Annotated in this window: 14 protein-coding genes, 2 tRNA genes and 3 rRNA genes; 7 read left to right on the top strand and 12 right to left on the bottom strand. The window is 59.7% G+C overall.

Annotation, left to right across the window (positions count from 1 at the left end; all coding sequences use genetic code 11):
- Window positions 1-6: 6 nt before the first annotated feature.
- Entirely contained in the window at window positions 7-1,299 is a 1,293-nt protein-coding gene (locus tag JAB4_RS09360; protein ID WP_070219461.1) for a histidine kinase, read from the bottom strand.
- A gap of 582 nt (window positions 1,300-1,881) precedes the next feature.
- On the opposite strand from JAB4_RS09360, the gene JAB4_RS09365 reads away from it, so the two are divergent.
- The 6 genes from JAB4_RS09365 to JAB4_RS09390 all read left to right on the top strand — a co-directional run bounded on the left by JAB4_RS09365 (window position 1,882) and on the right by JAB4_RS09390 (window position 8,473).
- Window positions 1,882-3,412, top strand: a 16S ribosomal RNA gene (locus JAB4_RS09365).
- Window positions 3,413-3,512: 100 nt separating this feature from the next.
- Window positions 3,513-3,589 (top strand) — tRNA-Ile (locus tag JAB4_RS09370).
- Between the two features lie 10 nt (window positions 3,590-3,599).
- Window positions 3,600-3,675, top strand: a tRNA-Ala gene (locus JAB4_RS09375).
- A 245-nt stretch (window positions 3,676-3,920) separates the two neighbouring features.
- Window positions 3,921-6,810 (top strand): 23S ribosomal RNA (locus JAB4_RS09380).
- A gap of 136 nt (window positions 6,811-6,946) precedes the next feature.
- Window positions 6,947-7,059, top strand: a 5S ribosomal RNA gene (rrf, locus tag JAB4_RS09385).
- The 16S, 23S and 5S rRNA genes sit together here with 2 tRNA genes alongside, the layout of an rRNA operon.
- A 115-nt stretch (window positions 7,060-7,174) precedes the next feature.
- Window positions 7,175-8,473 (top strand): leucine-rich repeat-containing protein kinase family protein, encoded by a 1,299-nt coding sequence (locus JAB4_RS09390; protein ID WP_070220058.1) that lies wholly within the window; start codon window positions 7,175-7,177, stop codon window positions 8,471-8,473.
- Between the two features lie 54 nt (window positions 8,474-8,527).
- Here JAB4_RS09390 and JAB4_RS09395 read toward each other — a convergent pair whose 3' ends face one another.
- Together JAB4_RS09395 and JAB4_RS09400 are read right to left on the bottom strand one after the other, a co-directional pair.
- Entirely contained in the window at window positions 8,528-9,793 is a 1,266-nt protein-coding gene (locus tag JAB4_RS09395; RefSeq protein ID WP_070220060.1) for a nitronate monooxygenase, read from the bottom strand.
- Window positions 9,794-9,976: 183 nt separating this feature from the next.
- A complete protein-coding gene (locus tag JAB4_RS09400; protein ID WP_034759416.1) occupies window positions 9,977-10,462 on the bottom strand; it encodes a YajQ family cyclic di-GMP-binding protein in 486 nt (161 codons plus the stop codon).
- A gap of 185 nt (window positions 10,463-10,647) precedes the next feature.
- Between JAB4_RS09400 and murB the strand changes: the two genes are divergently transcribed.
- Window positions 10,648-11,676, top strand: a complete 1,029-nt coding sequence (gene murB / locus JAB4_RS09405; RefSeq protein ID WP_070220062.1) for a UDP-N-acetylmuramate dehydrogenase — start codon at window positions 10,648-10,650, stop codon at window positions 11,674-11,676.
- 111 nt (window positions 11,677-11,787) lie between these two features.
- Here the strand turns inward: murB and JAB4_RS09410 are convergent, their stop codons facing one another.
- The 9 genes from JAB4_RS09410 to JAB4_RS09450 form a co-directional block, all read right to left on the bottom strand.
- Window positions 11,788-12,102, bottom strand: coding sequence for a pyrimidine/purine nucleoside phosphorylase (locus JAB4_RS09410; RefSeq protein ID WP_070220064.1), 315 nt, complete (start codon window positions 12,100-12,102; stop codon window positions 11,788-11,790).
- A gap of 25 nt (window positions 12,103-12,127) precedes the next feature.
- The gene (locus JAB4_RS09415) at window positions 12,128-13,153 is read right to left on the bottom strand and encodes a diguanylate cyclase (RefSeq protein ID WP_070220067.1); all 1,026 of its coding nucleotides are present in this window, start codon (window positions 13,151-13,153) and stop codon (window positions 12,128-12,130) included.
- A gap of 10 nt (window positions 13,154-13,163) precedes the next feature.
- Window positions 13,164-14,216 carry a chemotaxis-specific protein-glutamate methyltransferase CheB gene (cheB, locus tag JAB4_RS09420; protein ID WP_070220069.1) on the bottom strand — a complete coding sequence of 351 codons (1,053 nt, stop codon included), beginning with the start codon at window positions 14,214-14,216 and terminating at the stop codon, window positions 13,164-13,166.
- A gap of 10 nt (window positions 14,217-14,226) precedes the next feature.
- Window positions 14,227-16,536 (bottom strand): hybrid sensor histidine kinase/response regulator, encoded by a 2,310-nt coding sequence (locus JAB4_RS09425; RefSeq protein ID WP_070290631.1) that lies wholly within the window; start codon window positions 16,534-16,536, stop codon window positions 14,227-14,229.
- On the bottom strand, window positions 16,533-17,219 hold the full coding sequence (locus JAB4_RS09430) for a chemotaxis protein CheW (protein WP_070220073.1): 687 nt from the start codon (window positions 17,217-17,219) through the stop codon (window positions 16,533-16,535). The genes JAB4_RS09425 and JAB4_RS09430 overlap by 4 nt, the downstream gene beginning before the upstream one ends.
- 9 nt (window positions 17,220-17,228) lie before the next feature.
- Window positions 17,229-18,476 carry a protein-glutamate O-methyltransferase CheR gene (locus JAB4_RS09435; protein ID WP_070220075.1) on the bottom strand — a complete coding sequence of 416 codons (1,248 nt, stop codon included), beginning with the start codon at window positions 18,474-18,476 and terminating at the stop codon, window positions 17,229-17,231.
- Window positions 18,473-18,931, bottom strand: coding sequence for a chemotaxis protein CheW (locus JAB4_RS09440; RefSeq protein WP_070220077.1), 459 nt, complete (start codon window positions 18,929-18,931; stop codon window positions 18,473-18,475). Before JAB4_RS09440 ends, JAB4_RS09435 begins: the two co-directional genes overlap by 4 nt.
- Before the next feature lie 4 nt (window positions 18,932-18,935).
- Complete coding sequence (locus JAB4_RS09445; RefSeq protein WP_070220079.1) at window positions 18,936-20,747, bottom strand: methyl-accepting chemotaxis protein; 1,812 nt, start codon at window positions 20,745-20,747, stop codon at window positions 18,936-18,938.
- Between the two features lie 312 nt (window positions 20,748-21,059).
- Window positions 21,060-22,295, bottom strand: coding sequence for an argininosuccinate synthase (locus JAB4_RS09450; RefSeq protein ID WP_034759383.1), 1,236 nt, complete (start codon window positions 22,293-22,295; stop codon window positions 21,060-21,062).
- Between the last annotated feature and the right edge of the window lie 37 nt (window positions 22,296-22,332).

A 22,332-nucleotide genomic window follows, 5' to 3' on the forward strand; every position in this document is an offset into this window, starting at 1 on the left:
TCTGTCTTACTTGGACAATTGATATGGCACTTCGATCACGGCGCACACGCCGGACGGTTGATTTGGCGTAATGGTCAGGCTGCCCTCGTCGCCATGCAGCAGCTTCAGGCGTTCGCGTATGGTGGGCAAACCCAGTCCCGTGCCATCGCTGGGCACTACGCCAAAGCCCAGGCCGTCATCGGTGACGGTCACGCGCAGCTTGCTGTGCGCCACTTCGGCCACGATGCGCAGGGTGCCGCCTTCCGGTTTGACTTCCAGGCCGTGCTTGATGGCATTTTCCACCATCGATTGCAGCATCATGGGCGGGAAGGCGGCGCTGCGCAGGCCGTCGGGAATCTGGAAGTCGACGGTCAGGCGTTCTTCCATCCGCATTTTCAGCAGATTCAAGTACGCTTGCACCATGTCCGCCTCACGGCCCAGGTTGGTAATCAGGGCGTTGTCGCGCATTTGCGGCAGCACGGCGCGCAGATACTGGATCAGGCTGCGCTGCATCTTGGCCGCGCGCGGCGGATCGACCTGGATCAGGTGTTCGACGGAGGCAAGCGTATTGAACAGGAAGTGCGGCTCGACTTGCGCCTGCATCATCTGCATCTTCGCTTCGCTGAGCTGGCGCTGCATGGATTCGCGCTCGGCCGCCTCATTTGCGGTGACGGTTTCCGCTTCGGCCCGCTTCTTGCCGCCGACCAGGGCCTTCATGGCGAACAGGGCCAACACCAGCAAGGAGACAAAACTCTTGAACCAGGTCGAGGCTTGCTGGTGGTAGCGCGACACTTTTTGCTCGGCGGCATCATCGACCGCTTCTTCGATGGCATTCGACAGCTCTTCGCCGATTTGCGGCGGCAATTCGATATGGACTTCTTCCCCTGAAGCATTGGTGGTCACCGGATAGTTGGGCTTGGCGGGGGCGGCTGGTGGCTGCGGCGGTTCCGGCGGCACGGCACTGGCTTTTGCGTCCGCCTCGGCGGCATCGGCTGGATCGCTGGCCGCCTCGGCCGCGCTGCTGCGGCGATTCTTGCCGTTGCGGGGATTGAAATGGATGCCCGTATCGTCGATCAGGATATTGGTTTCCCCCGAACCCTTGCTGCTGCGTTTATGCGACTTGATGACCACTTCTTCGTCCGGGCTGGACGAGAACAGCTCATCTTGCAAAATGGAGCCGGCGATCAGAGCCAGCGCAGCGAACAGGAAGAATTTCCACCAAGACAGTTGGGTGACCCAGGTCGTCGTCGCGTCGAATGCCCGTTGCAACCAAGCGAGGATGGTTTTCAACAATTGGGGCAGGCTGGAAATCGGAAGCATGAGGGGGCACTTTCAAGTACTAGAGTTTAATCGACGCGGCGGGCAAGTTTAACCCCTTGTTGAGTAGCGTCAGAGTCTGATATTGCCACTGTGCCTAAAGACCACGAACTACGCCAGCCGATTGCGACAGGCTGCACAAAAAGGCGCTTGAAGTGAAGACAAGGCTTGCTGGGCGGTGAGCGCGTGAAAATAGCGCTTGCGGCGCGCGCGGGGCAGGGCTATAATTCGCCCCCTCGCTGAACGACGCATGCAAATGCCGAGTAAAGTAGGGTGAAAAAAGAAGGTTGACGAATTAGCCGAAACGCTTCATACTCTTTCTTCTTCGCAGCTGACAAACACAACGCTTTGTCGATGGCGCGAAAGTAGCACCGAATACAGTTCTTTAACAATTAACAGTCGATAAGTGTGGGCATTTGATGTAAGTGCAGCGCTGCGCAAGCAGCGTAAGACTTAAAATATCAAATGTTCACGAAGAAATAAATGAAATAGGACGCTTCGCAAGAAGTGGCCTGTCAGTTGTTTTTGAAGTGAGCGACCCGTCAGCAATGACGGTGCCGGTAAAACGGCAAAGTAACAGAGATTAAACTGAAGAGTTTGATCCTGGCTCAGATTGAACGCTGGCGGCATGCCTTACACATGCAAGTCGAACGGCAGCACGGAGCTTGCTCTGGTGGCGAGTGGCGAACGGGTGAGTAATATATCGGAACGTACCCTGGAGTGGGGGATAACGTAGCGAAAGTTACGCTAATACCGCATACGATCTACGGATGAAAGTGGGGGATCGCAAGACCTCATGCTCGTGGAGCGGCCGATATCTGATTAGCTAGTTGGTAGGGTAAAAGCCTACCAAGGCATCGATCAGTAGCTGGTCTGAGAGGACGACCAGCCACACTGGAACTGAGACACGGTCCAGACTCCTACGGGAGGCAGCAGTGGGGAATTTTGGACAATGGGCGAAAGCCTGATCCAGCAATGCCGCGTGAGTGAAGAAGGCCTTCGGGTTGTAAAGCTCTTTTGTCAGGGAAGAAACGGTGAGAGCTAATATCTCTTGCTAATGACGGTACCTGAAGAATAAGCACCGGCTAACTACGTGCCAGCAGCCGCGGTAATACGTAGGGTGCAAGCGTTAATCGGAATTACTGGGCGTAAAGCGTGCGCAGGCGGTTTTGTAAGTCTGATGTGAAATCCCCGGGCTCAACCTGGGAATTGCATTGGAGACTGCAAGGCTAGAATCTGGCAGAGGGGGGTAGAATTCCACGTGTAGCAGTGAAATGCGTAGATATGTGGAGGAACACCGATGGCGAAGGCAGCCCCCTGGGTCAAGATTGACGCTCATGCACGAAAGCGTGGGGAGCAAACAGGATTAGATACCCTGGTAGTCCACGCCCTAAACGATGTCTACTAGTTGTCGGGTCTTAATTGACTTGGTAACGCAGCTAACGCGTGAAGTAGACCGCCTGGGGAGTACGGTCGCAAGATTAAAACTCAAAGGAATTGACGGGGACCCGCACAAGCGGTGGATGATGTGGATTAATTCGATGCAACGCGAAAAACCTTACCTACCCTTGACATGGCTGGAATCCCCGAGAGATCGGGGAGTGCTCGAAAGAGAACCAGTACACAGGTGCTGCATGGCTGTCGTCAGCTCGTGTCGTGAGATGTTGGGTTAAGTCCCGCAACGAGCGCAACCCTTGTCATTAGTTGCTACGAAAGGGCACTCTAATGAGACTGCCGGTGACAAACCGGAGGAAGGTGGGGATGACGTCAAGTCCTCATGGCCCTTATGGGTAGGGCTTCACACGTCATACAATGGTACATACAGAGCGCCGCCAACCCGCGAGGGGGAGCTAATCGCAGAAAGTGTATCGTAGTCCGGATTGTAGTCTGCAACTCGACTGCATGAAGTTGGAATCGCTAGTAATCGCGGATCAGCATGTCGCGGTGAATACGTTCCCGGGTCTTGTACACACCGCCCGTCACACCATGGGAGCGGGTTTTACCAGAAGTAGGTAGCTTAACCGTAAGGAGGGCGCTTACCACGGTAGGATTCGTGACTGGGGTGAAGTCGTAACAAGGTAGCCGTATCGGAAGGTGCGGCTGGATCACCTCCTTTCTAGAGTTTGCACGAATCAGGTAACTGGTTCACGCATCAAATGTTCACACTTATCGGCTGTTAGTCAAAGAAGAAACAGTAGTCGTAGAAGTTCCGCGTTGGGGCTGTAGCTCAGCTGGTTAGAGCACCGTGTTGATAACGCGGGGGTCGTTGGTTCGAGTCCAACCAGCCCTACCAGTCATACCCAGGGGGATTAGCTCAGCTGGGAGAGCACCTGCTTTGCAAGCAGGGGGTCGTCGGTTCGATCCCGTCATCCTCCACCAAGTACTTTGAAAGTGCAAACGTAAGCCGGTCAGTGACTCAGGTTTAGGTTTGATCTTTTAGCGATCAAAGCTGTTTCGTTCTTTAACAATCTGGAAGAAGTAAAGATTATTTATTGATCGGTTTGCCGTAACAAGCGAATCGATGGGTAATGATTGTATGTATCAACAAACAAGCAACAACGTTGTACTTTCTTATCCCTGTAGCGCTCTTTGATTATTTCGATAATCAGAGGCTAACGTTATAGGGACAAGCGAATAAGTGCACATGGTGGATGCCTTGGCGATTACAGGCGATGAAGGACGTAGTAGCTTGCGATAAGCTGCGGGGAGTGAGCAAACACACTTTGATCCGCAGATTTCCGAATGGGGCAACCCACCCTTTTAGGGTATTGCATACTGAATACATAGGTATGCAAGGCGAACGCGGCGAACTGAAACATCTAAGTAGCTGCAGGAAAAGAAATCAACCGAGATTCCCAAAGTAGCGGCGAGCGAAATGGGAAGAGCCTGTACGTGATAGTCGGACCGATAACAGAATCCTCTGGAAATAGGAGCCATAGCGGGTGATAGCCCCGTATGTGAAATCGGACCGGTGGTACTAAGCGTACGACAAGTAGGGCGGGACACGTGACATCCTGTCTGAATATGGGGGGACCATCCTCCAAGGCTAAATACTCGTAATCGACCGATAGTGAACCAGTACCGTGAGGGAAAGGCGAAAAGAACCCCGGAAGGGGAGTGAAATAGATCCTGAAACCGTGTGCATACAAACAGTAGGAGCGGACTTGTTCCGTGACTGCGTACCTTTTGTATAATGGGTCAGCGACTTACATTCAGTGGCAAGGTTAACCGAATAGGGAAGCCGTAGAGAAATCGAGTCCGAATAGGGCGATCAGTCGCTGGGTGTAGACCCGAAACCAAGTGATCTACTCATGGCCAGGATGAAGGTGCGGTAACACGCCCTGGAGGTCCGAACCCACTAATGTTGAAAAATTAGGGGATGAGCTGTGGGTAGGGGTGAAAGGCTAAACAAACTTGGAAATAGCTGGTTCTCTCCGAAAACTATTTAGGTAGTGCCTCAAGTATCACCATCGGGGGTAGAGCACTGTTATGGCTAGGGGGTCATTGCGACTTACCAAACCATTGCAAACTCCGAATACCGATGAGTGCGAGCTTGGGAGACAGACGTCGGGTGCTAACGTCCGGCGTCAAGAGGGAAACAACCCAGACCGCCAGCTAAGGTCCCAAAGATTGGCTAAGTGGAAAACGAAGTGGGAAGGCTAAAACAGTCAGGATGTTGGCTTAGAAGCAGCCATCATTTAAAGAAAGCGTAATAGCTCACTGATCGAGTCGTCCTGCGCGGAAGATGTAACGGGGCTAAGCCAGTCACCGAAGCTGCGGATATTGTTCTGTGATTTATCACAGATATATATGGTAGGAGAGCGTTCTGTAAGCCTGCGAAGGTGTCTTGTAAAGGATGCTGGAGGTATCAGAAGTGCGAATGCTGACATGAGTAGCGATAATGGGGGTGAAAAGCCTCCACGCCGTAAGCCCAAGGTTTCCTGTTCAACGTTCATCGGAGCAGGGTGAGTCGGCCCCTAAGGCGAGGCAGAGATGCGTAGCTGATGGGAAGCAGGTTAATATTCCTGCACCGTCGTATGATGCGATGGGGGGACGGATCGCGGAAGGTTGTCTGACTGTTGGAATAGTCAGTTTCTGTCTCATAGAAGGCGCTTAGGCAAATCCGGGCGCAGGATTCAAGGGGATGGGACGAGTGAATTTATTCACGAAGCAATCGGAAGTGGTTCCAAGAAAAGCCTCTAAGCTTCAGTCATACGAGACCGTACCGCAAACCGACACAGGTGGGCGAGATGAGTATTCTAAGGCGCTTGAGAGAACTCGGGAGAAGGAACTCGGCAAATTGGTACCGTAACTTCGGGAAAAGGTACGCCCCGGTAGCTTGATTGGTTTACTCCATGAGGGTGAAAGGGTTGCAATAAACTGGTGGCTGCGACTGTTTAATAAAAACACAGCACTCTGCAAACACGAAAGTGGACGTATAGGGTGTGACGCCTGCCCGGTGCTGGAAGATTAAATGATGGGGTGCAAGCTCTTGATTGAAGTCCCAGTAAACGGCGGCCGTAACTATAACGGTCCTAAGGTAGCGAAATTCCTTGTCGGGTAAGTTCCGACCTGCACGAATGGCGTAACGATGGCCACACTGTCTCCTCCCGAGACTCAGCGAAGTTGAAATGTTTGTGATGATGCAATCTACCCGCGGCTAGACGGAAAGACCCCATGAACCTTTACTGTAGCTTTGCATTGGACTTTGAACCAATCTGTGTAGGATAGGTGGGAGGCTTTGAAGCGGGGACGCTAGTTCTCGTGGAGCCAACCTTGAAATACCACCCTGGTTTGTTTGAGGTTCTAACCTTGGTCCGTTATCCGGATCGGGGACAGTGCATGGTAGGCAGTTTGACTGGGGCGGTCTCCTCCTAAAGTGTAACGGAGGAGTTCGAAGGTACGCTAGATACGGTCGGACATCGTGTTGATAGTGCAATGGCATAAGCGTGCTTAACTGCGAGACTGACAAGTCGAGCAGGTACGAAAGTAGGACATAGTGATCCGGTGGTTCTGTATGGAAGGGCCATCGCTCAACGGATAAAAGGTACTCTGGGGATAACAGGCTGATTCCTCCCAAGAGTTCATATCGACGGGGGAGTTTGGCACCTCGATGTCGGCTCATCACATCCTGGGGCTGTAGCCGGTCCCAAGGGTATGGCTGTTCGCCATTTAAAGTGGTACGTGAGCTGGGTTTAAAACGTCGTGAGACAGTTTGGTCCCTATCTGCCGTGGGCGTTGGAAATTTGAAGGGGGCTGCTCCTAGTACGAGAGGACCGGAGTGGACGAACCTCTGGTGTACCGGTTGTCACGCCAGTGGCATTGCCGGGTAGCTAAGTTCGGAAGAGATAACCGCTGAAAGCATCTAAGCGGGAAACTTGCCTTGAGATGAGATTTCCCAGAGCCTTGAGCTCTTTGAAGGGTCGTTCGAGACCAGGACGTTGATAGGCTGGGTGTGGAAGTGCAGTAATGCATTAAGCTAACCAGTACTAATTGCCCGTACGGCTTGTCCCTATAACCTTAGCAGGTGCAGAGGATAAGACGGTACAACGTTGCGTGTGTGTTGATACCATTCATTACCCCGATCTTTGCTTCTTCCAGATTCATGGCTTTGTCGTCCAACAGGAGACAAACGCCGGTACAAGTTATGCCTGATGACCATAGCAAGTTGGTCCCACCCCTTCCCATCCCGAACAGGACCGTGAAACAACTTTGCGCCGATGATAGTGCTGCAACCAGTGTGAAAGTAGGTTATCGTCAGGCTTGTTATACGCAGTAAGAGAAAAACCCCACCGGATTCCGGTGGGGTTTTTTTACGTCCAATGATTTATGCATGGCATCGACCGGGTGCCACCTTGAAAGGAATATCTTGTCTGCCTTGCATACACTGGAGCAATTACGCGCCGGCCAACTGGCCGGCCTGCGCCGCCTGAAGCTGTCGTGCGGCTTGACGGATTTCCCACGCGAGATATTCGACCTGGCCGACAGCCTGGAAATCCTCGACCTGTCCGGCAATGCGCTGTCCTCGCTGCCCGACGATCTGCCGCGCCTGCACAAGCTGCGCATCATATTTTGCTCGGATAATCTGTTCACCACCTTGCCAGCCGTGCTCGGTTCCTGTCCTGGGCTGGAAATGATCGGTTTTAAGGCGAACCGGATCGGCCACGTGCCGGCCGCAGCCTTGCCATTGGCTCTGCGCTGGCTGACGCTGACCGACAATGCCATCGAAGTCTTGCCTGATGAACTCGGCAAGTGCGGGCAATTGCAGAAACTCATGCTGGCGGGAAATTGCCTGAGCAGTTTGCCGGTATCGCTGGTGAACTGCCGCAAGCTGGAACTGGTGCGCATCGCCGCCAACCGCTTCACGGCGCTCCCCGATTGCCTGCTGGCCTTGCCACGCCTGAGCTGGCTCGCATATGCGGGCAATCCCTTTACGGAAGCGCGTGAACTGGCGGCCCTGAGCGGCGCCGGGACGGCGGGCCTGGCCTGGCCGCGCCTGCAACTGGCGCAGCCGCTGGGCGAGGGGGCATCGGGCGTGATTTACCGCGCCCGCCTCGATGGTATCGAGGATGTTGCCGTCAAAGTGTTCAAGGCGGCGATAACCAGCGACGGCTTGCCGCGCAGCGAAATGGCTGCCTGTGTCGGCGCCGGCGCCCATCCGGGCCTGATCCCCATCCTCGGGACGCTCGATGCGCATCCGCAAGGGGCGCTGGGACTGGTCATGCCGCTGATCGATGTTGCCTACCGCAACCTCGCCGGGCCGCCCAGCCTGTCATCATGCACGCGTGATGTGTATGCCGAAGGCGTGCGCTTTGAGGCACCGCAAGCCCTGGCCATTGCCCACGGCATCGCCTCGGCCGTGTGCCAGCTGCATGCGCACGGCATCGTGCATGGCGATCTGTATGCACACAACATCCTGCATGCGGACGCCGGCGCCTGCCTGCTGGGCGACTTCGGCGCGGCGTCCATGTTTGCGCCATGCACGCCGCAAGGGGAGGTACTGCAAGGCATGGAGGCGCGCGCCTTTGGCGTGCTGCTGGGCGAGTTGATCGCGCATTGCGCGACGTCGATGCCCAGCCTGCAGGCCATGATGGATGCTTGCCTGCAGGAAGAAGTATTGCGACGGCCCAAGTTCGACGTGATCGAACGGGCATTGCGGCAGATGCTCCCCGCATAAAAAAATGGCGCAGCCTTCGCAGGCTGCGCCATTTTCATGTCAGGCTGACAAGATTCAGCCCGCTACCAGTATTTCTTTTTCCGGCAGGGCGATCTGGTTGTCGACGCTGAACTGGTAATCCTTGAAGACGTGTTCGGCCGTCAGGATCTGGTATTCGCCGTTGTCGAGCTTATGCGTGGTGTCCTTCAGGCGATACGTGTAATGGCCGCAGGTCCAGCAGTTGAAGTTGCGCATGTGCGTGCACAGGCAAGTCTTGTCCATCACGACGACGGTTTTTTGTTCCGGATGGGCCGCCACTTCGCGGTTGTACGAGTTGATGTACGCGCAGTTGCCCGTCGCATCGAGCAGGTAGCCATACGATTCGCAGCCTGGACGGATGCCGGCGCCGATGGCGGGCGTGTTTTTCAGCATGCGCATCGGGTAACCGGTCGGCGAGACGCCGTTGACGATGATGTCTTCTTCCGAGGCCTTGTAGTATTCCTGCTTGACCTTGTTTGGCAAGCCGCATTCCTCGGTGACGGTAAAGCGCGTCGCCACTTGCACGCCGGCCGCGCCCGCTTCCAGGAAGGAGACGGCATCGCTGCCCGTGAAGATGCCGCCGGCGGCGATCAGCGGGATGTCCAGCTGTTCCGCTTTCAGGTAGGCCAGCAGTTCCGCCGTGATCGTGTGCAGGTCGTAATTGGCCCAGTCCATGCCGAAACCCAGGTGGCCGCCGGCCAATGGTCCTTCGACGATGATGAAGTCGGGCAAGCGGTCCAGCTTGGCGTTCTTGCGCAGGAAAATCTGCAAGGCGCGCACGGACGAGACGATGATGCCCAGCTTGGCGTCACGGAAACGCGGATGGTCGGCCATCAGGGCAAACGAACCGAAGTGCAGACCGGCCGACAGGGTGATGCCGTCGATGCCCGCGTCCAGCGCCGCATTCAGGCGCACGCGCAAGGTTTCACGGGGGCCGTTCATGGTCAGCTTTTCCATGCAATTGACGAAGATCAAACCATCGCCTTTTTTCGCTTCCATGGTGCGGCCGATATGCAGGCGCTGCGCTTCCGCCAGGCGGCCCAGGTCGAACTGCACCACGGCCTTGTCGCTGTTATTGATGTTGAACTTGTACAGTTTCGTCTTGTCTTTGACGAAGGTGGTGTCGAAACGGCGATCCGACACGTCTTCCACCATGGCATCGGAGATATGCCCGATACCGTTCAGCCGTGCCGCTTCCAGGGCCAGCTCCGACGTGGAAATATCCACACCCATTCCGCCTATCATGATGGGCACATATTCTTTTTTGCCAAATCGCAGGCGGAAATCATCAACACGTTTCATTGCTATCCTTAGACTACCGTGGTTATCACTGAGCCAGATGTACGGTCAAGCCCGCTGCCGGTCAGGCGCGCGGGCGCATGTAGCTGTGCGCAGCTTCAATTCTACCCCAAGCGGGCAGGTGCTCCGAGGCAGCTTGCCGCCATGCCGGTGCAAGCGCAGGCCGGAGCGTGCGCATCATCGAAATTAATCGCGGAAATTGTTAAATTCCAGCGGCATGTCGGGCACGTCCTTGCGCAGCATGGCCATGGCCGCTTGCAGGTCGTCGCGCTTGGCGCCCGTGACGCGCACGGCTTCACCCTGGATGCTCGCTTGCACTTTCATCTTGCTGTCCTTGATGACGCGCACGATTTTCTTGGCATCATCCGATTCGATGCCATTCTTGATCTTGATAATCTGCTTGACCTTGTCGCCGCCGATCTTCTTGATGTCGCCTTCGTCGAGGAAGCGCACATCGACCTTGCGTTTGGTCAATTTATTGGTCAGCACGTCGCGCACCTGGCTGAGCTGGAATTCCGAATCCGCGAATGCGGTCAATTCGTTTTCCTTGTGTTCGACGCGGGCATCGCTGCCCTTGAAGTCGAAGCGGGTCGTGATTTCCTTGTTGGATTGCTCGACGGCATTCTTGACTTCGATCATATCGGCTTCGGAGACTACATCAAATGACGGCATGGTCTGTTCCTTTTCTTGTTAAAGCGAGCGCGCGCTCGGCGCACTGGGCCTTGGCGGCTGATTCTGCACCATGGGACGGCCCTGTTAAAGATGCGACATTTTAACGGACAACGGGCAAGTCGCCCTTGTCCTGAGGTGGTTTTTTGTCGCTTTCGCTCTATAATCGAGCAAAATTTCCCTATCCCATGCATCCAGAGCTCACCATCGAACACAATTACAACCTCCAGCGCCTGAATACCTTCGGCATCGCGGCCCATGCGGCCGCCTACGTACGCATTACTTCGCAGGCCCAGCTGCAGGCCGCACTGCAAGATCCCGCCCTGTCCGCCATGCCGCGCCTGATATTGGGCGGCGGCAGCAACATCGTACTGACGGGCGATTTTCCCGGCGCTGTGCTGCACATGGCCACGCGCGGCATGCGCCTGGCGCAGGCGGACTTCGAGACGATACTCGTCACGGCCGCGGCCGGCGAAAATTGGCACGACTTCGTGCAGTGGACCCTGGCACAAGGCGTGGGCGGACTGGAAAACCTGTCCTTGATCCCCGGCACGGTGGGTGCGGCGCCTATCCAGAATATCGGCGCGTATGGCGTGGAAATCAAGGATTATCTGCATAAGGTGAGCGTCATGCACAGCGCCAGCGGCATCGTCTTCGACATGGACCGCGACGCCTGCCGTTTCGCCTATCGCGACAGCATCTTCAAGCAGGCCGACGGGCGCGAGCTGATCGTGCTGGAAGTGACGTTTGCCTTGCCCGCCGAGTGGCAGCCGAACTTGCGCTATGCGGAACTGGCGCAGGCCGTGGCCGAGCGCCATCTTGCCGAACCGACGCCGCAACAGGTGGCCGACACGGTGATGGCGATCCGCCGGAGAAAATTGCCGGACCCGGCCGTGATCGGCAATGCGGGCAGCTTCTTCAAGAATCCCGTGGTGTCACGCGAGCAATGTCTTGCCTTGCTGGAACGTTTCCCCGCCTTGGTGCACCATGCGCAGCCCGATGGCACGGAAAAGCTGGCGGCCGGCTGGCTGATCGATCAGTGTGGCTGGAAGGGGAAAAACCTGGGGCCCGCGGGAGTGTATCCCAAGCAGGCGCTGGTTCTGGTGAATAATGGCGGCGCTCGTGGCGCGGACATTACCCGGCTGGCGGAAGCGATACAGGATGATGTAGAGGCGAAATACGGCGTGCGCCTGTCGCCCGAGCCTGTGTTTATCTAAATAGTCAATCCGCGCTTGAAAAAATGTTCAGGGCAAGGCGCATTGCCGAAGACAGTACGCATAGTACGGCGAGGCAGTGCAACGCAGCCATGGACGTTTTTTCTGCGTGGATTAGCCGAAGTGGCAGACGTAATCGAGTGTTTCCACCGTTTCAATATCAAAATAGCTATTGCCCGGGATTTTGAATTCCGTGCCCGCGCCATAGCTGTTCCACTCCGTCGCGTCGGCCAGGCGCACCTTGCACAGGCCGCCGACGATTTCCATCGTTTCCGGCGCGCCCGTGTTGAAGCGCAGCGATGACGGGAAAATCACGCCCACGCTTTTCTTCGTGCCATCGGCGAGGATGACGTTGTGCGAGACGCATTTGCCGTCAAAGTAGATATTCGACTTCTTGACGACGCTGACATTGTCCAGTTGTGTGCTCATGCTTCACTTTCCTTGCTGTTAAAAATCAGTCCTGGACGTCATCGGCGCTCAGCACGCTGTTGCGTCCGCCGCGCTTGGCCGCGTACAGGGCCTGGTCGGCGCGGTTGATCAGTTGCTCGACCGTCGAGTCGGGCGAAGGCACGACGGTGGCCACGCCGATCGAGATGGTGACGATGCCCGTGCCTGCCGCCGGGTTCTCGATCTGCAAGCCTTCCAGATGGCGCCGGCATGCTTGGGCGATCAGCAGCGCGCCGGCCGCTTCCGTTTCCGGCAGGATCAGGGCGAATTCTTCTCCCCCGTAGCGGGCGGCCAGGTCGGCCGGGCGTTTCAAATGTTCCGTGAGCACGGCGGCAACTTTTTTCAGGCACAGGTCGCCGGCCAGGTGGCCGAAATGGTCGTTATAGCTCTTGAAATGGTCGATATCGCAGAACAGCAGGCTCAACGGTGCTTTGTCGCGCTGGCCCCGCTGCCATTCAAAATGCAGGGTTTCATCGAAACGGCGGCGGTTGGCGATGCCCGTCAAGCCATCGAGGGCGGCCAGTTTCTGCAATTCAATGTTCGCGTCCGCCAGGTTCTTTTGGCTTTCGCGCAGGAAACGAAAAGCCTGGTCGCGCTGCAGGCGGCTGATGTGCGCGTTGGAATGGTAGCGTATGCGCGCCAGCAGTTCCAGGCGGTCCGGCAGTTTCACCACATAATCGTTGGCGCCGACGGCAAAGCTGTGGGCCTTCAGTTTCGGGTCGTCCTTGGCCGACATCACGATCACCGGCACGTGCGCGAGCGCCTCGTTTTCGCGGTACTGCTGGATCAAGGCGAAGCCGTCGATGCCCGGCATCACCAGGTCTTGCAGGATGACGGTCGGTTGCAAACGCAGCGCCGTGTCCAGCGCCTGCGTGGCGTCGGTCACATAATGAAATTCGATATCCTGCTGGTCGCTGAGCATGCGGCGGACTGCCTCGGCAATGATCAACTGGTCGTCCACCAGCAGCACGCTGACCTTGAATTCGGTCAATGCGGGTTCATGCTGGGTGAAGCTGGAGGAGAATTCTGGCATTGCATTCTTTTCAGATGTTAGGGGAGGGCTCCCACCCATTGTTGAGTTTGGCGCCCAGGCGGCCGCGCAGGCTGGCGCCTATTCTATCCAATGGCAGGATTTGCTGCGCCGCATCGAGTTCAGCCGCCGCGCGCGGCATGCCGTACACGGCGCTGCTGGCCTGGTCTTGCGCGATCGTCGTCTTGCCTGCGCGGCGCATGGCCAGCAAGCCGTCGCCGCCGTCGCGCCCCATGCCTGTGAGCAATACGCCGATGGCGTCGCCGCGCCAGTGCTGCGCCACGCAGTTGAAGAAGACATCGACGGACGGGCGGTAAACATAGTCGCGCGGTGCTGCATCGTAACCCAAACGATAATTTTGATCTAGCAGCAAGTGGTCATTGGTCTTGGCGATCAGTACCGTGCCGGACACCAGTTCATCGCCTTCGGCGATCACGCGCACGGGCATGCTGAGCTGGTCATCGAGCCATTTGGCGAAGTGCGAGGCGAAGGTTTCATCGATGTGCTGCACCACCACGATGGCGCAGCCGGGCGGCGCCGTCCAGCCGGCCAGCACCTTGGCCACGGCCGAGGGGCCACCCGTCGAGGCGCCGATGGCCACCAGGGTCGATACCTGGCCGTCGCCCCGTTCGCCGTTATTGCCGTTCGCCGGGCGCGGCGGCGGTGCTTCGGCGCTGTGGCGTATCAGCTTGCCGATGGTCTTGATCTTGGCCAGCAGTTCGCTGTCGCCGCCCACTTCCCCCTGCAGCACCGGCGTGGCCGTGACGTCGAGCGCGCCCGCGCCCAGCGCGCGGAAGACCTGGTTGACATTGTCCTGCGGGCGGCCCGTGACGACGAGGATGGCGCACGGGCTTTGCTCCATGATCAGGCGCGTCGCTTCCACGCCATCCATCTCCGGCATGTTCAGGTCCATCAGGATCAGGTCGGGGCGGTTGCCCTCGCACATGCGCACGGCCTCGAGCCCCGTGCGGGCGATCCACAGCACCTGGTGTTCCTGCGTACTGGCGACCACCCGGCGCAGGGCCTCGGCGGCCATGGCGACATCGTTGGCAATGGCAATTTTCATGAATGACGGCTCATAAGCGGGCATCTCCTATCAGGTCGGCCACCGCGTCGAGCAAGGTCTCGTCGTGGAAGCTGCCTTTGGTCAGATAATAATCGGCGCCGGCGGACAGGCCGCGCGCGCGGTCTTCCGGGCGGTCCTTGTACGAGACGATCATCACCGGCAGCTTGTGCAGGTGCAGGTCCTTCTTGATCAGCGAGACCAGTTCGATGCCATCCATGCGCGGCATGTCGACGTCGGTGATCACCAGGTCGTACTCGCCGCTGCGCACCACGTTCCAGCCGTCGATGCCGTCGATGGCCACGTCGACCTCGAAACCGCGCGCCAGCAGCAGCTTGCGCTCCATCTCGCGCACCGTCAGCGAATCGTCGACGACGAGGATGCGCTTGGCGCGGCGCTGCTGCGCGTGGCCCGCCTGCGCCAGCTGGTGCAGGCCGCCTTCGTGCAGCAGCTTGTCGATCGACAGCAGCAAATCGGGCACGTCGAGGATCAGCACCGGCTCGCCGTCGTCGAGCAGGGCGGCGGCGGAAATGTCGCGCATCTTGCCGAAGATCGGATCGATGGCCTGCACCGCCAGGCTTTGCTCGCCGCGGATGGCGTCGACCACCAGCGCATAGCTTTGCTTGCCGCGCCCGATCACCACCACCGGCAAATCGTCGGTCTGGCTGGCCGCTTCGCCCAGTTCCAGCACCTGCGCGGCCGACACAAGGCCCAGATGTTCGCCCTTGAGTTCGAAGAACTGCTTGTTTTCCAGGGTATGGATGGCCGCTTGCGGCACGCGCACCACGCTTTCCACCTTGACGATGGGGATGGCATAGGCTTCGCCGTGCACGTCGACCACCAGCGCGCGCACGATCGATTGCGTCAGCGGCAGGGTGATCAGGGCGCGGAAGCCGCGGCCCGGCTCCGATTCCAGGCGCACCGTGCCGTTTTGCTGGCGTATCGTCTCGTGCACGATGTCGAGGCCCACGCCGCGCCCGGACAATTGATTGGCCGTCGCCTTCAGGCTGAAGGCGGGGAGGAACAAAAACTCCAGCAGCTCGCCCGGCGACAGCGCGGCGGCCATGGCGGGACTGGCCATCTTGCGCTCGATGACGGACTGGCGGATTTTTTCCAGGTCGACGCCGCGCCCGTCGTCGCTGATCTCGATGCTCAGCATGCCGGCGCGGTGGCGCGCCTCCATGCGTATCGTGCCCATCGCTTCCTTGCCCGCGTCGATGCGTTCGTACGGGCCTTCCATGCCATGGTCGATGGCATTCCTGAGCATGTGGTTCAGCGGGCTTTCGATCTTCGCCAGGATGTCGCGGTCGACCAGGGTGTCTTCGCCTTCGATCTCCAGCTGCACTTCCTTGCCCAGGCTGCGCGCCAGGTCGCGCACCATGCGCGGAAACGCATGGATGCCGTCGCGGAAAGGGCGCATGCGCAGGGCCAGCACTTCGTCGACCATGCCTTGCGAGACGGCCAGCAGGCGCCGCTCATAGGTTTCGATGTCGGCGATGTGCTCGAGCATGAACTGCTTCAGCGGTTGCGTCTTTTGCAGCGCCAGCAGGGACTTTTCCATCAGGCCCGGGTCGGCCAAGCGGGCAATGGCTTCGTGCAGGTGCTCGATGGCGGAAAACAGGCTGCTCTGGTTGCGCTTGAAACGCTGCAGGGCACCGACGAACGGGTGCATCTGGTGCGCATTGATGCGCGATTCGCTGGCCAGCGACAGCAGCTTGTCGAAGTTTTGCGCCACAGCCTTGGCCGGTGCGGCACCCGCACGCGGGGCAGGCGCGGCCGCCGACTCAGGCTCTTCGCCTGCCAGGCCGCTGGCCACGGGAGCCTGCAGTTCGGTCGGGTTGGGCGTTTCCTGCGGCAAGGGGGCGGGAGCGGAGGCAGGCAACGAGGGCAGGGCCGGCAATTCGGGCAGGTCGGCGATGCCGGCGATGGCGTTCAGGGTCTGGTCGATCTGCGCCGCATTGGCGGCCAGCCACGCTTCGGCGCCCGCATCGTCCAGGCGCGACAGCTGCACGATCAGGTCGACGCCCGACAGCAGTACGTCGACCCGTTCCGGCGTCAGCTTCAAGCGGCCGTGCTGGGCGGCGACAAAGCTGTCTTCCATGCCGTGCGCCAGCTGCACCACTACCTGCAGGCCGACGATGGCGGCGGCACCCTTGATCGAGTGCGCCGCGCGCATCATCGCCTCGACGGCCGCCGCGTCGCCCGCATGGCGCTCCATGGCCAGCAAGCCGTCGGTGAGAATCTGGGTCTGGCTGTCCGCCTCCATGCGGAACAGGTCCAGCATGGAAAAGGCGCTCAGGTCGCCGTGCTGGTCCTGGCTCATCGTAATAGTCTCGCAAGTTGAAAGCCGATCAGCGCCGTGTCGAGGCAGCCGATGCGCATGTCGCCCTCGGTGATGACGCCGGACAGGAAGCGCGACAGGCCCTTGTTGATGGTCGCCGCCGGCGCCTGCACCTTGGCCGAGGCGTAGCGCACGATGCCGTGCAGGTCGGCCACGGGCAGGGCGTAAGCTTGTTCTTCCCAGCGCAGCAGCAGCAGGCGCGCAAAGGTGTGGCGGCCGCGGGCCGGCGGCGCGCCCTGTTCGTCGATGCCAAGCAGGTGTGCCAGCGACATGCATGGATACAGCTTGCCGCCGATATTGACGATGCCGGACAGGCCGCGCCCGCTGCGGTGCGGCAGCACATGCGGCTTGGCTTGCGGCGCCACGGCGTCGAACACGCGCGTGGGCAGCGCCAGCCATTCGCGGCCGATGCGAAATACCAGCGCCGAGCTGTCGCGCACTTCGCCGCCCGCATCGATCTGGCGGAAGTGGCTGGCCCAGTCGCGCTGGTAGTGTTCGTCCACGGGGCGTTGCAGGTTGCGCTGGGCGGCGCCCGCGTACACGTCGCAGTTGCGGCAATGCACGTTGGCTGGCAGCTTGGGGCAGCTCTGGTCGCCGACCACGCCGATATGGTTCCAGCAGTCGTCGATGGTGGCGGGGGACTCGGTGGCGATGAGATTTGTCATGCTTGCCCCTTAGTTGGACGCCTGGCGGCGCTCGTAAATGCGTGCCGCGCGCGCCTTCAGGGTGGCGGCGGCCGTTTGGTTGCCATTGCGTTCGGCCAGCAGGGCCAGATGGCACAGCGCCTCGTAATGGTCGGGCTGCAGGTAGATGCAGCGGCGCCAGTAGTCGTCGGCCAGGTCCATCTTGCCGGCCAGTTCGTTGATGATGCCCAGCATGAAATACGCTTCCGCCGCCTCGGGCACTTTCGCCAGGTGCGCGTGGCATTTGTCGCCGGCCTCGCGCAACTGGCCGCGGTCGGCCAGCAGGCGCGCCTCTGCCAGCAAATCGGCTTGCGCTGCCGGCGCGGGCGATGGCACGGACACGGGGCGCGTGCGCGGCACCGCCGACGCGGCGGAAGAGGGGGCTGCTACTGCAGCGCGCCCTGGCGCGGGCGGCACGCTGCGCAGGGGACGCGCGACAGGCAGCGGCGCCACTAGCACGGGGCTGGCCGGCGCCGCTGTTTCCTTCTTCAGGGCGAAAGCCTGGCGGAACTGCAGCGGCGCAAAGCCGTTCTGGCAGAACGACGGCACTTCCGCATAACCGGCCAGCAGCATGCCGTCGTCGGCCAGCAGGGCGGACAGGTTGGCGATGGCGGCGCGCGTGGTCGGTTTGTCGAAGTAAATCAGCAGGTTGCGGCAGAAGATGACGTCGTAGTGTTTGCTGCAGCTGGCGGTATCGAACTGCAGCAGATTGCCCTGCCTGAAGGTCACCTGGTCGCGCAGGGAGTCGATGATGCGGTAGGCGTCGTCGGCCACGTGCGTGAAATAGCGTTCGCGGAAGGCCACGTCCTGCGCGCGGAAGGCGTTGCGGCCATACACGCCGGCCTGCGCCCGCTCGATGCAGCCGGGGCTCAGGTCATACGCGTCGATGCTGAACGCCTGTTTCGGCACACCGCCGTCGCGCAGCGCCATGGCCATCGAATACGGTTCCTCGCCGCCCGCGCACGGGATCGACAGGATGCGCGTGGCGCGTCCGCGCGCCCAGCGCTCCTGCACCAGTTCGACGGTGGCGTAGAACGCTTGCGGATCGCGGAACAGCCACGATTCGGGCACCACCACCAGTTCGATCAATTGCGTCATTTCGGCCGGCGTGAGCGCCTGCAGGTAAGCCTGGCTATCGGCAAAGCCCGTCCGCTCCATGCGCTGATTGACGGCCCGCTCGGCCACGGATTTGGACACCGACAGGCCGGTCGCGCGGCGCAGCAGGGCTTGCGCCGTCATGCCGCGCTCGCTTCCTGAAACAGCAGCGCGCGCACGTCCGGCGGCAGCAGGTGATCCAGCTCGACCAGCTGCACGATGCCGTCGGCGTCGCTGGCCACCTGGCCCAGGAAGGGCGCCGTCGCCACGCCGCTGTCCTCAAGCCCTTGCGGGTCGATATCGGCGATGCCGCGCACCTGCGAGGCCAGCAGGCCCAGCGCGTGCGTCGTCCCGCCGCCCGGTGCGCGGTAGTCGACGATGACGATGCGCGTGTCGAATTGCGCGGCGGCGGGCGACAGTCCCGCCAGGCGCGACAGGTCGATCACGGGCACGGGCGTGCCGTGCAAGTCCATCAGGCCGGCCACGTAGTCTGGCGTGAGCGGCAACTGTTTCAGCTCCAGCAGCGGCAGCACGCGCACGATGCCGGCCAGGGGCAGGCCGTAGCGGTCGCGTCCGATGTGAAAGAGCAGCACTTTCATGGGATCAGATGGTGACGGCGAAGGTCGATACGCTCGACTGCAGGTCGCCCGCCGCATATTGCAACTGGTGCACCGCCTCGCTGGTGGCTTTTAATGACTCCACCGTCTGCTGCGTGGCATCGTTGAGCTGCATCATGGTGTCGGAAATCTGCGACGCGCCGATCGCCTGCGACTGCATGCCTTGCAGCACGGCGTCGAACTGCGGCGTGAGTTTCTGCACCTGGTCCATGACGGACGACAGCTGCTCGGCCACTTGCCGCACTTCGCCCACGCTGCGGCGAATTTCTTCCGAGAATTTATCCATGCCCATCACGCTGGCGGACACCGCCGACTGCATTTCCTTGAGCATTTGCTCGATATCCCAGGTGGAGACGGAGGTCTGGTCGGCCAGGCGGCGGATTTCCGTCGCCACGACGGAGAACCCGCGGCCCGCCTCGCCCGCCTTTTCCGCCTCGATGGCGGCGTTCAGCGACAGGATGTTGGTCTGGTCCGCCACCTTCGTGATGGTGATCAGCACGCTATTGATATTGCTGGCTTTTTCCGACAGGGCGGCCAGCTTGGCGTTGATGGAATCGGTGGCCGAGACCATGTGCTGCATGGTCGAATCCATGCGTTTGAGGTTGTTCTGCGCTTCGGCCGTCGCATTCGTCGTGTAGTCGGCCACGGCGGTAGCGTCTTCCATGGTTTTGAGCAACTGGCTCGTGTTGGCCGAGATTTCCTTGGTGGTGCTGAGAATTTCCACGCTCGTTTGCGCTTGTTCAATCCCCGTGGCTTCCTGCTGGCGCGCCGAGGCGGCGATTTCGGTGGCGGATGTCGTCACCTGGATGCCGGCCTTTTGCACATTGTTGAGCAGGCTGCGCAGGTTTTCGAACATCTTCGCCAGGCCATTGCCCAGCTGGCCGATGGCATCGCTGCCCGTGATGCCGACCTTGCCCGTCAGGTCGCCCGAGGCTGCCTTGGACACCACTTCCAGCAGGGAATCGACCTTGGCCCGCAAGGTGTTGGTGGCGGCCAATTCGTTGGCCTGGTTGTCCTGGATGGTTTGCGCCATACGGTTGAACTCTTCCGTTACCTTGCCCAGTTCGTCGCGCGAGAGGATGGCGGCGCGCGCGCCTTGCTCGCCGCCGGCGATGCGCCCGACGGCGTCCGTCAGGCTGTTCAGCGGGCCGAGGATGGCACGGCCCAGCAGATAGGAAATGCCCAGCGCCAGCACCACGCACAGCAGGCCGCCCAGGGCCAGGGTCAGCATCATGGTTTCCTGCAATTTTGCCGTGGTGGCCGTGCGTTCGGCCAGCAGGCGCGATTCTTCCGCCGCAACCTCGTCGAGCAGCTTGTTCGCTTGCGCGACAGCCGGGTAGCCGCTTGGCGGCATGGAGCGCGCCACCGCTTCCGTGGCGCCCGGGGCATTGCCCAGCGCGCGGCGCTTCTCGATCAGGGGAGTGATCCATTCCTTGACCCAGGTGGTGGTCAGCTGGTCGATCTTGCGGAAGCGTTCCGACTGCAGCTTGTTGTCGACCGTCATGGCGATGGCTTTTTGCGTGTGTTGGCTCAGCATTGCCGTTTCATCGGTTTCCGGCGTCAGCGAGGCTTCGTTGCCGGTCAGGATGAAACCGCGCGCTTCCACCTGGATTTGCAGGATGGAATTGTGGATCTTGTCGATCTCGACCAGCACTTCCATCGTATGGCGGTCCCATGCATTAGCCTCGGACAGCCGCGAAAAGCTGTTGTAGGCCACGCCCAGCAGGATCAGGATGATGGCCACGATGGAGCCGAAGCCCAGGTACAGTTTATTCTTGATACTCAGGTCTTTGAACATGGTGGCTCCGGAAGCGGGAAGTTTTCGACTAAGAGCGCCTAACAGAACCGTAGCGAGCGGCAGCGAGTTGCGGCTGAGAAGCGCAACTGTGCGCATGCACAGTGAGCATCGCAGGCCGCAAATCGCGCCGCGCAGTAGGTTATGTTAGGTGCTCTAAATTGCACTGTAGCATTTTGCCACGGGGACAGCAAAATGGGGGTGATCCGGGTGCGCGCAGGGCCGTAAATCGCGGCCGAGTGCGTTTCAAACGCAAAAAAGCCGCCCGTGGGCGGCTTGAGCTGGCGCGGGAGCAGGTGCCCCCTGGCTAACTAATTACTTCTGGCCCCGTTTTTCGCGGGCGATGGCGGCGATGCGCATGCGCAAGGCGTTCAGCTTGATGAAGCCGCCGGCGTCGGCCTGGTTGTAGGCGCCGCCGTCTTCGTCGAAGGTGGCGATGTTCATGTCGAACAGCGAATCGGTCTTCGAATCGCGGGACACAACGATGACATTTCCCTTGTACAGCTTGATGCGTACCCAGCCGTTCACGGTTTCCTGCGTGTGGTCGATCAGGGTTTGCAGGGCAACGCGCTCGGGCGCCCACCAGTAGCCGTTGTAGATCATCGATGCGTAGCGCGGCATCAGATCATCTTTCAGGTGGGCCACTTCGCGGTCCAGGGTGATCGATTCGATGGCGCGGTGGGCCTTGAGCATGATGGTGCCGCCCGGGGTTTCATAGCAGCCGCGCGACTTCATGCCGACGTAGCGGTTTTCCACCAGGTCCAGGCGTCCAACGCCATGCTTGCCGCCAACCTTGTTCAGTTCGGCCAGCACGGTCGCCGGCGACATGCGCACGCCGTTGATGGCGACGATGTCGCCTTTTTCGTATTCGATGTCCAGGTATTCCGCTTCGTCCGGCGCCTTTTCAGGGCTGACGGTCCAGCGCCACATGGTTTCTTCCGCTTCGGCGCTCGGGTTTTCCAGGTGGCGGCCTTCAAAGCTGATGTGCAGCAAGTTGGCATCCATCGAGTATGGCGCGCCGCCGTTCTTGTGCTTCATGTCGATTTCGATGCCGGCGTCTTCCGCGTACTTCAGCAGTTTTTCGCGCGACAGCAGATCCCACTCGCGCCATGGGGCGATGATCTTCACGCCTGGCTTCAGGGCGTAGGCGCCCAGTTCGAAACGCACCTGGTCATTGCCCTTGCCGGTCGCGCCGTGCGAGATGGCGTCGGCGCCCGTGGCGTTGGCGATTTCGATCAGGCGCTTGGCGATCAGCGGACGGGCGATCGAGGTGCCCAGCAGGTATTCGCCTTCATACACGGTGTTGGCGCGGAACATCGGGAAGACGAAATCGCGCACGAATTCTTCGCGCACGTCTTCGATATGGATGTTTTCCGGCTTGATGCCGAATTTGATGGCCTTGGCGCGCGCCGGTTCCAGTTCTTCGCCCTGGCCCAGGTCGGCCGTGAAGGTGACGATTTCGCACTGGTAGTTATCTTGCAGCCATTTCAGGATGACGGAGGTGTCGAGTCCGCCGGAATAGGCCAGGACTACTTTTTTAATGTCGCTCATATTGCTTCCAGTTGTCGTTGTCGATGTATGTATTGCG

Origin of the sequence: Janthinobacterium sp. HH102, assembly GCF_001758625.2 — a bacterium.
Classification (GTDB): domain Bacteria; phylum Pseudomonadota; class Gammaproteobacteria; order Burkholderiales; family Burkholderiaceae_D; genus Janthinobacterium.

Excerpts from the sequence above, each read along its gene's own strand:
- JAB4_RS09450 (WP_034759383.1), bottom strand. The coding sequence starts at position 22,295 with ATGAGCGACATTAAAAAAGTAGTCCTGGCCTATTCCGGCGGACTCGAC.
- JAB4_RS09360 (WP_070219461.1), bottom strand. The coding sequence starts at position 1,299 with ATGCTTCCGATTTCCAGCCTGCCCCAATTGTTGAAAACCATCCTCGCT.
- JAB4_RS09415 (WP_070220067.1), bottom strand. The coding sequence starts at position 13,153 with ATGCCAGAATTCTCCTCCAGCTTCACCCAGCATGAACCCGCATTGACC.
- JAB4_RS09435 (WP_070220075.1), bottom strand. The coding sequence starts at position 18,476 with ATGACGGCGCAAGCCCTGCTGCGCCGCGCGACCGGCCTGTCGGTGTCC.
- JAB4_RS09410 (WP_070220064.1), bottom strand. The coding sequence starts at position 12,102 with ATGAGCACACAACTGGACAATGTCAGCGTCGTCAAGAAGTCGAATATC.
- JAB4_RS09445 (WP_070220079.1), bottom strand. The coding sequence starts at position 20,747 with ATGTTCAAAGACCTGAGTATCAAGAATAAACTGTACCTGGGCTTCGGC.
- JAB4_RS09425 (WP_070290631.1), bottom strand. The coding sequence starts at position 16,536 with ATGAGCCAGGACCAGCACGGCGACCTGAGCGCCTTTTCCATGCTGGAC.
- JAB4_RS09440 (WP_070220077.1), bottom strand. The coding sequence starts at position 18,931 with ATGAAAGTGCTGCTCTTTCACATCGGACGCGACCGCTACGGCCTGCCC.
- JAB4_RS09400 (WP_034759416.1), bottom strand. The coding sequence starts at position 10,462 with ATGCCGTCATTTGATGTAGTCTCCGAAGCCGATATGATCGAAGTCAAG.
- murB (WP_070220062.1), top strand. The coding sequence starts at position 10,648 with ATGCATCCAGAGCTCACCATCGAACACAATTACAACCTCCAGCGCCTG.
- JAB4_RS09395 (WP_070220060.1), bottom strand. The coding sequence starts at position 9,793 with ATGAAACGTGTTGATGATTTCCGCCTGCGATTTGGCAAAAAAGAATAT.
- cheB (WP_070220069.1), bottom strand. The coding sequence starts at position 14,216 with ATGAAAATTGCCATTGCCAACGATGTCGCCATGGCCGCCGAGGCCCTG.
- JAB4_RS09430 (WP_070220073.1), bottom strand. The coding sequence starts at position 17,219 with ATGACAAATCTCATCGCCACCGAGTCCCCCGCCACCATCGACGACTGC.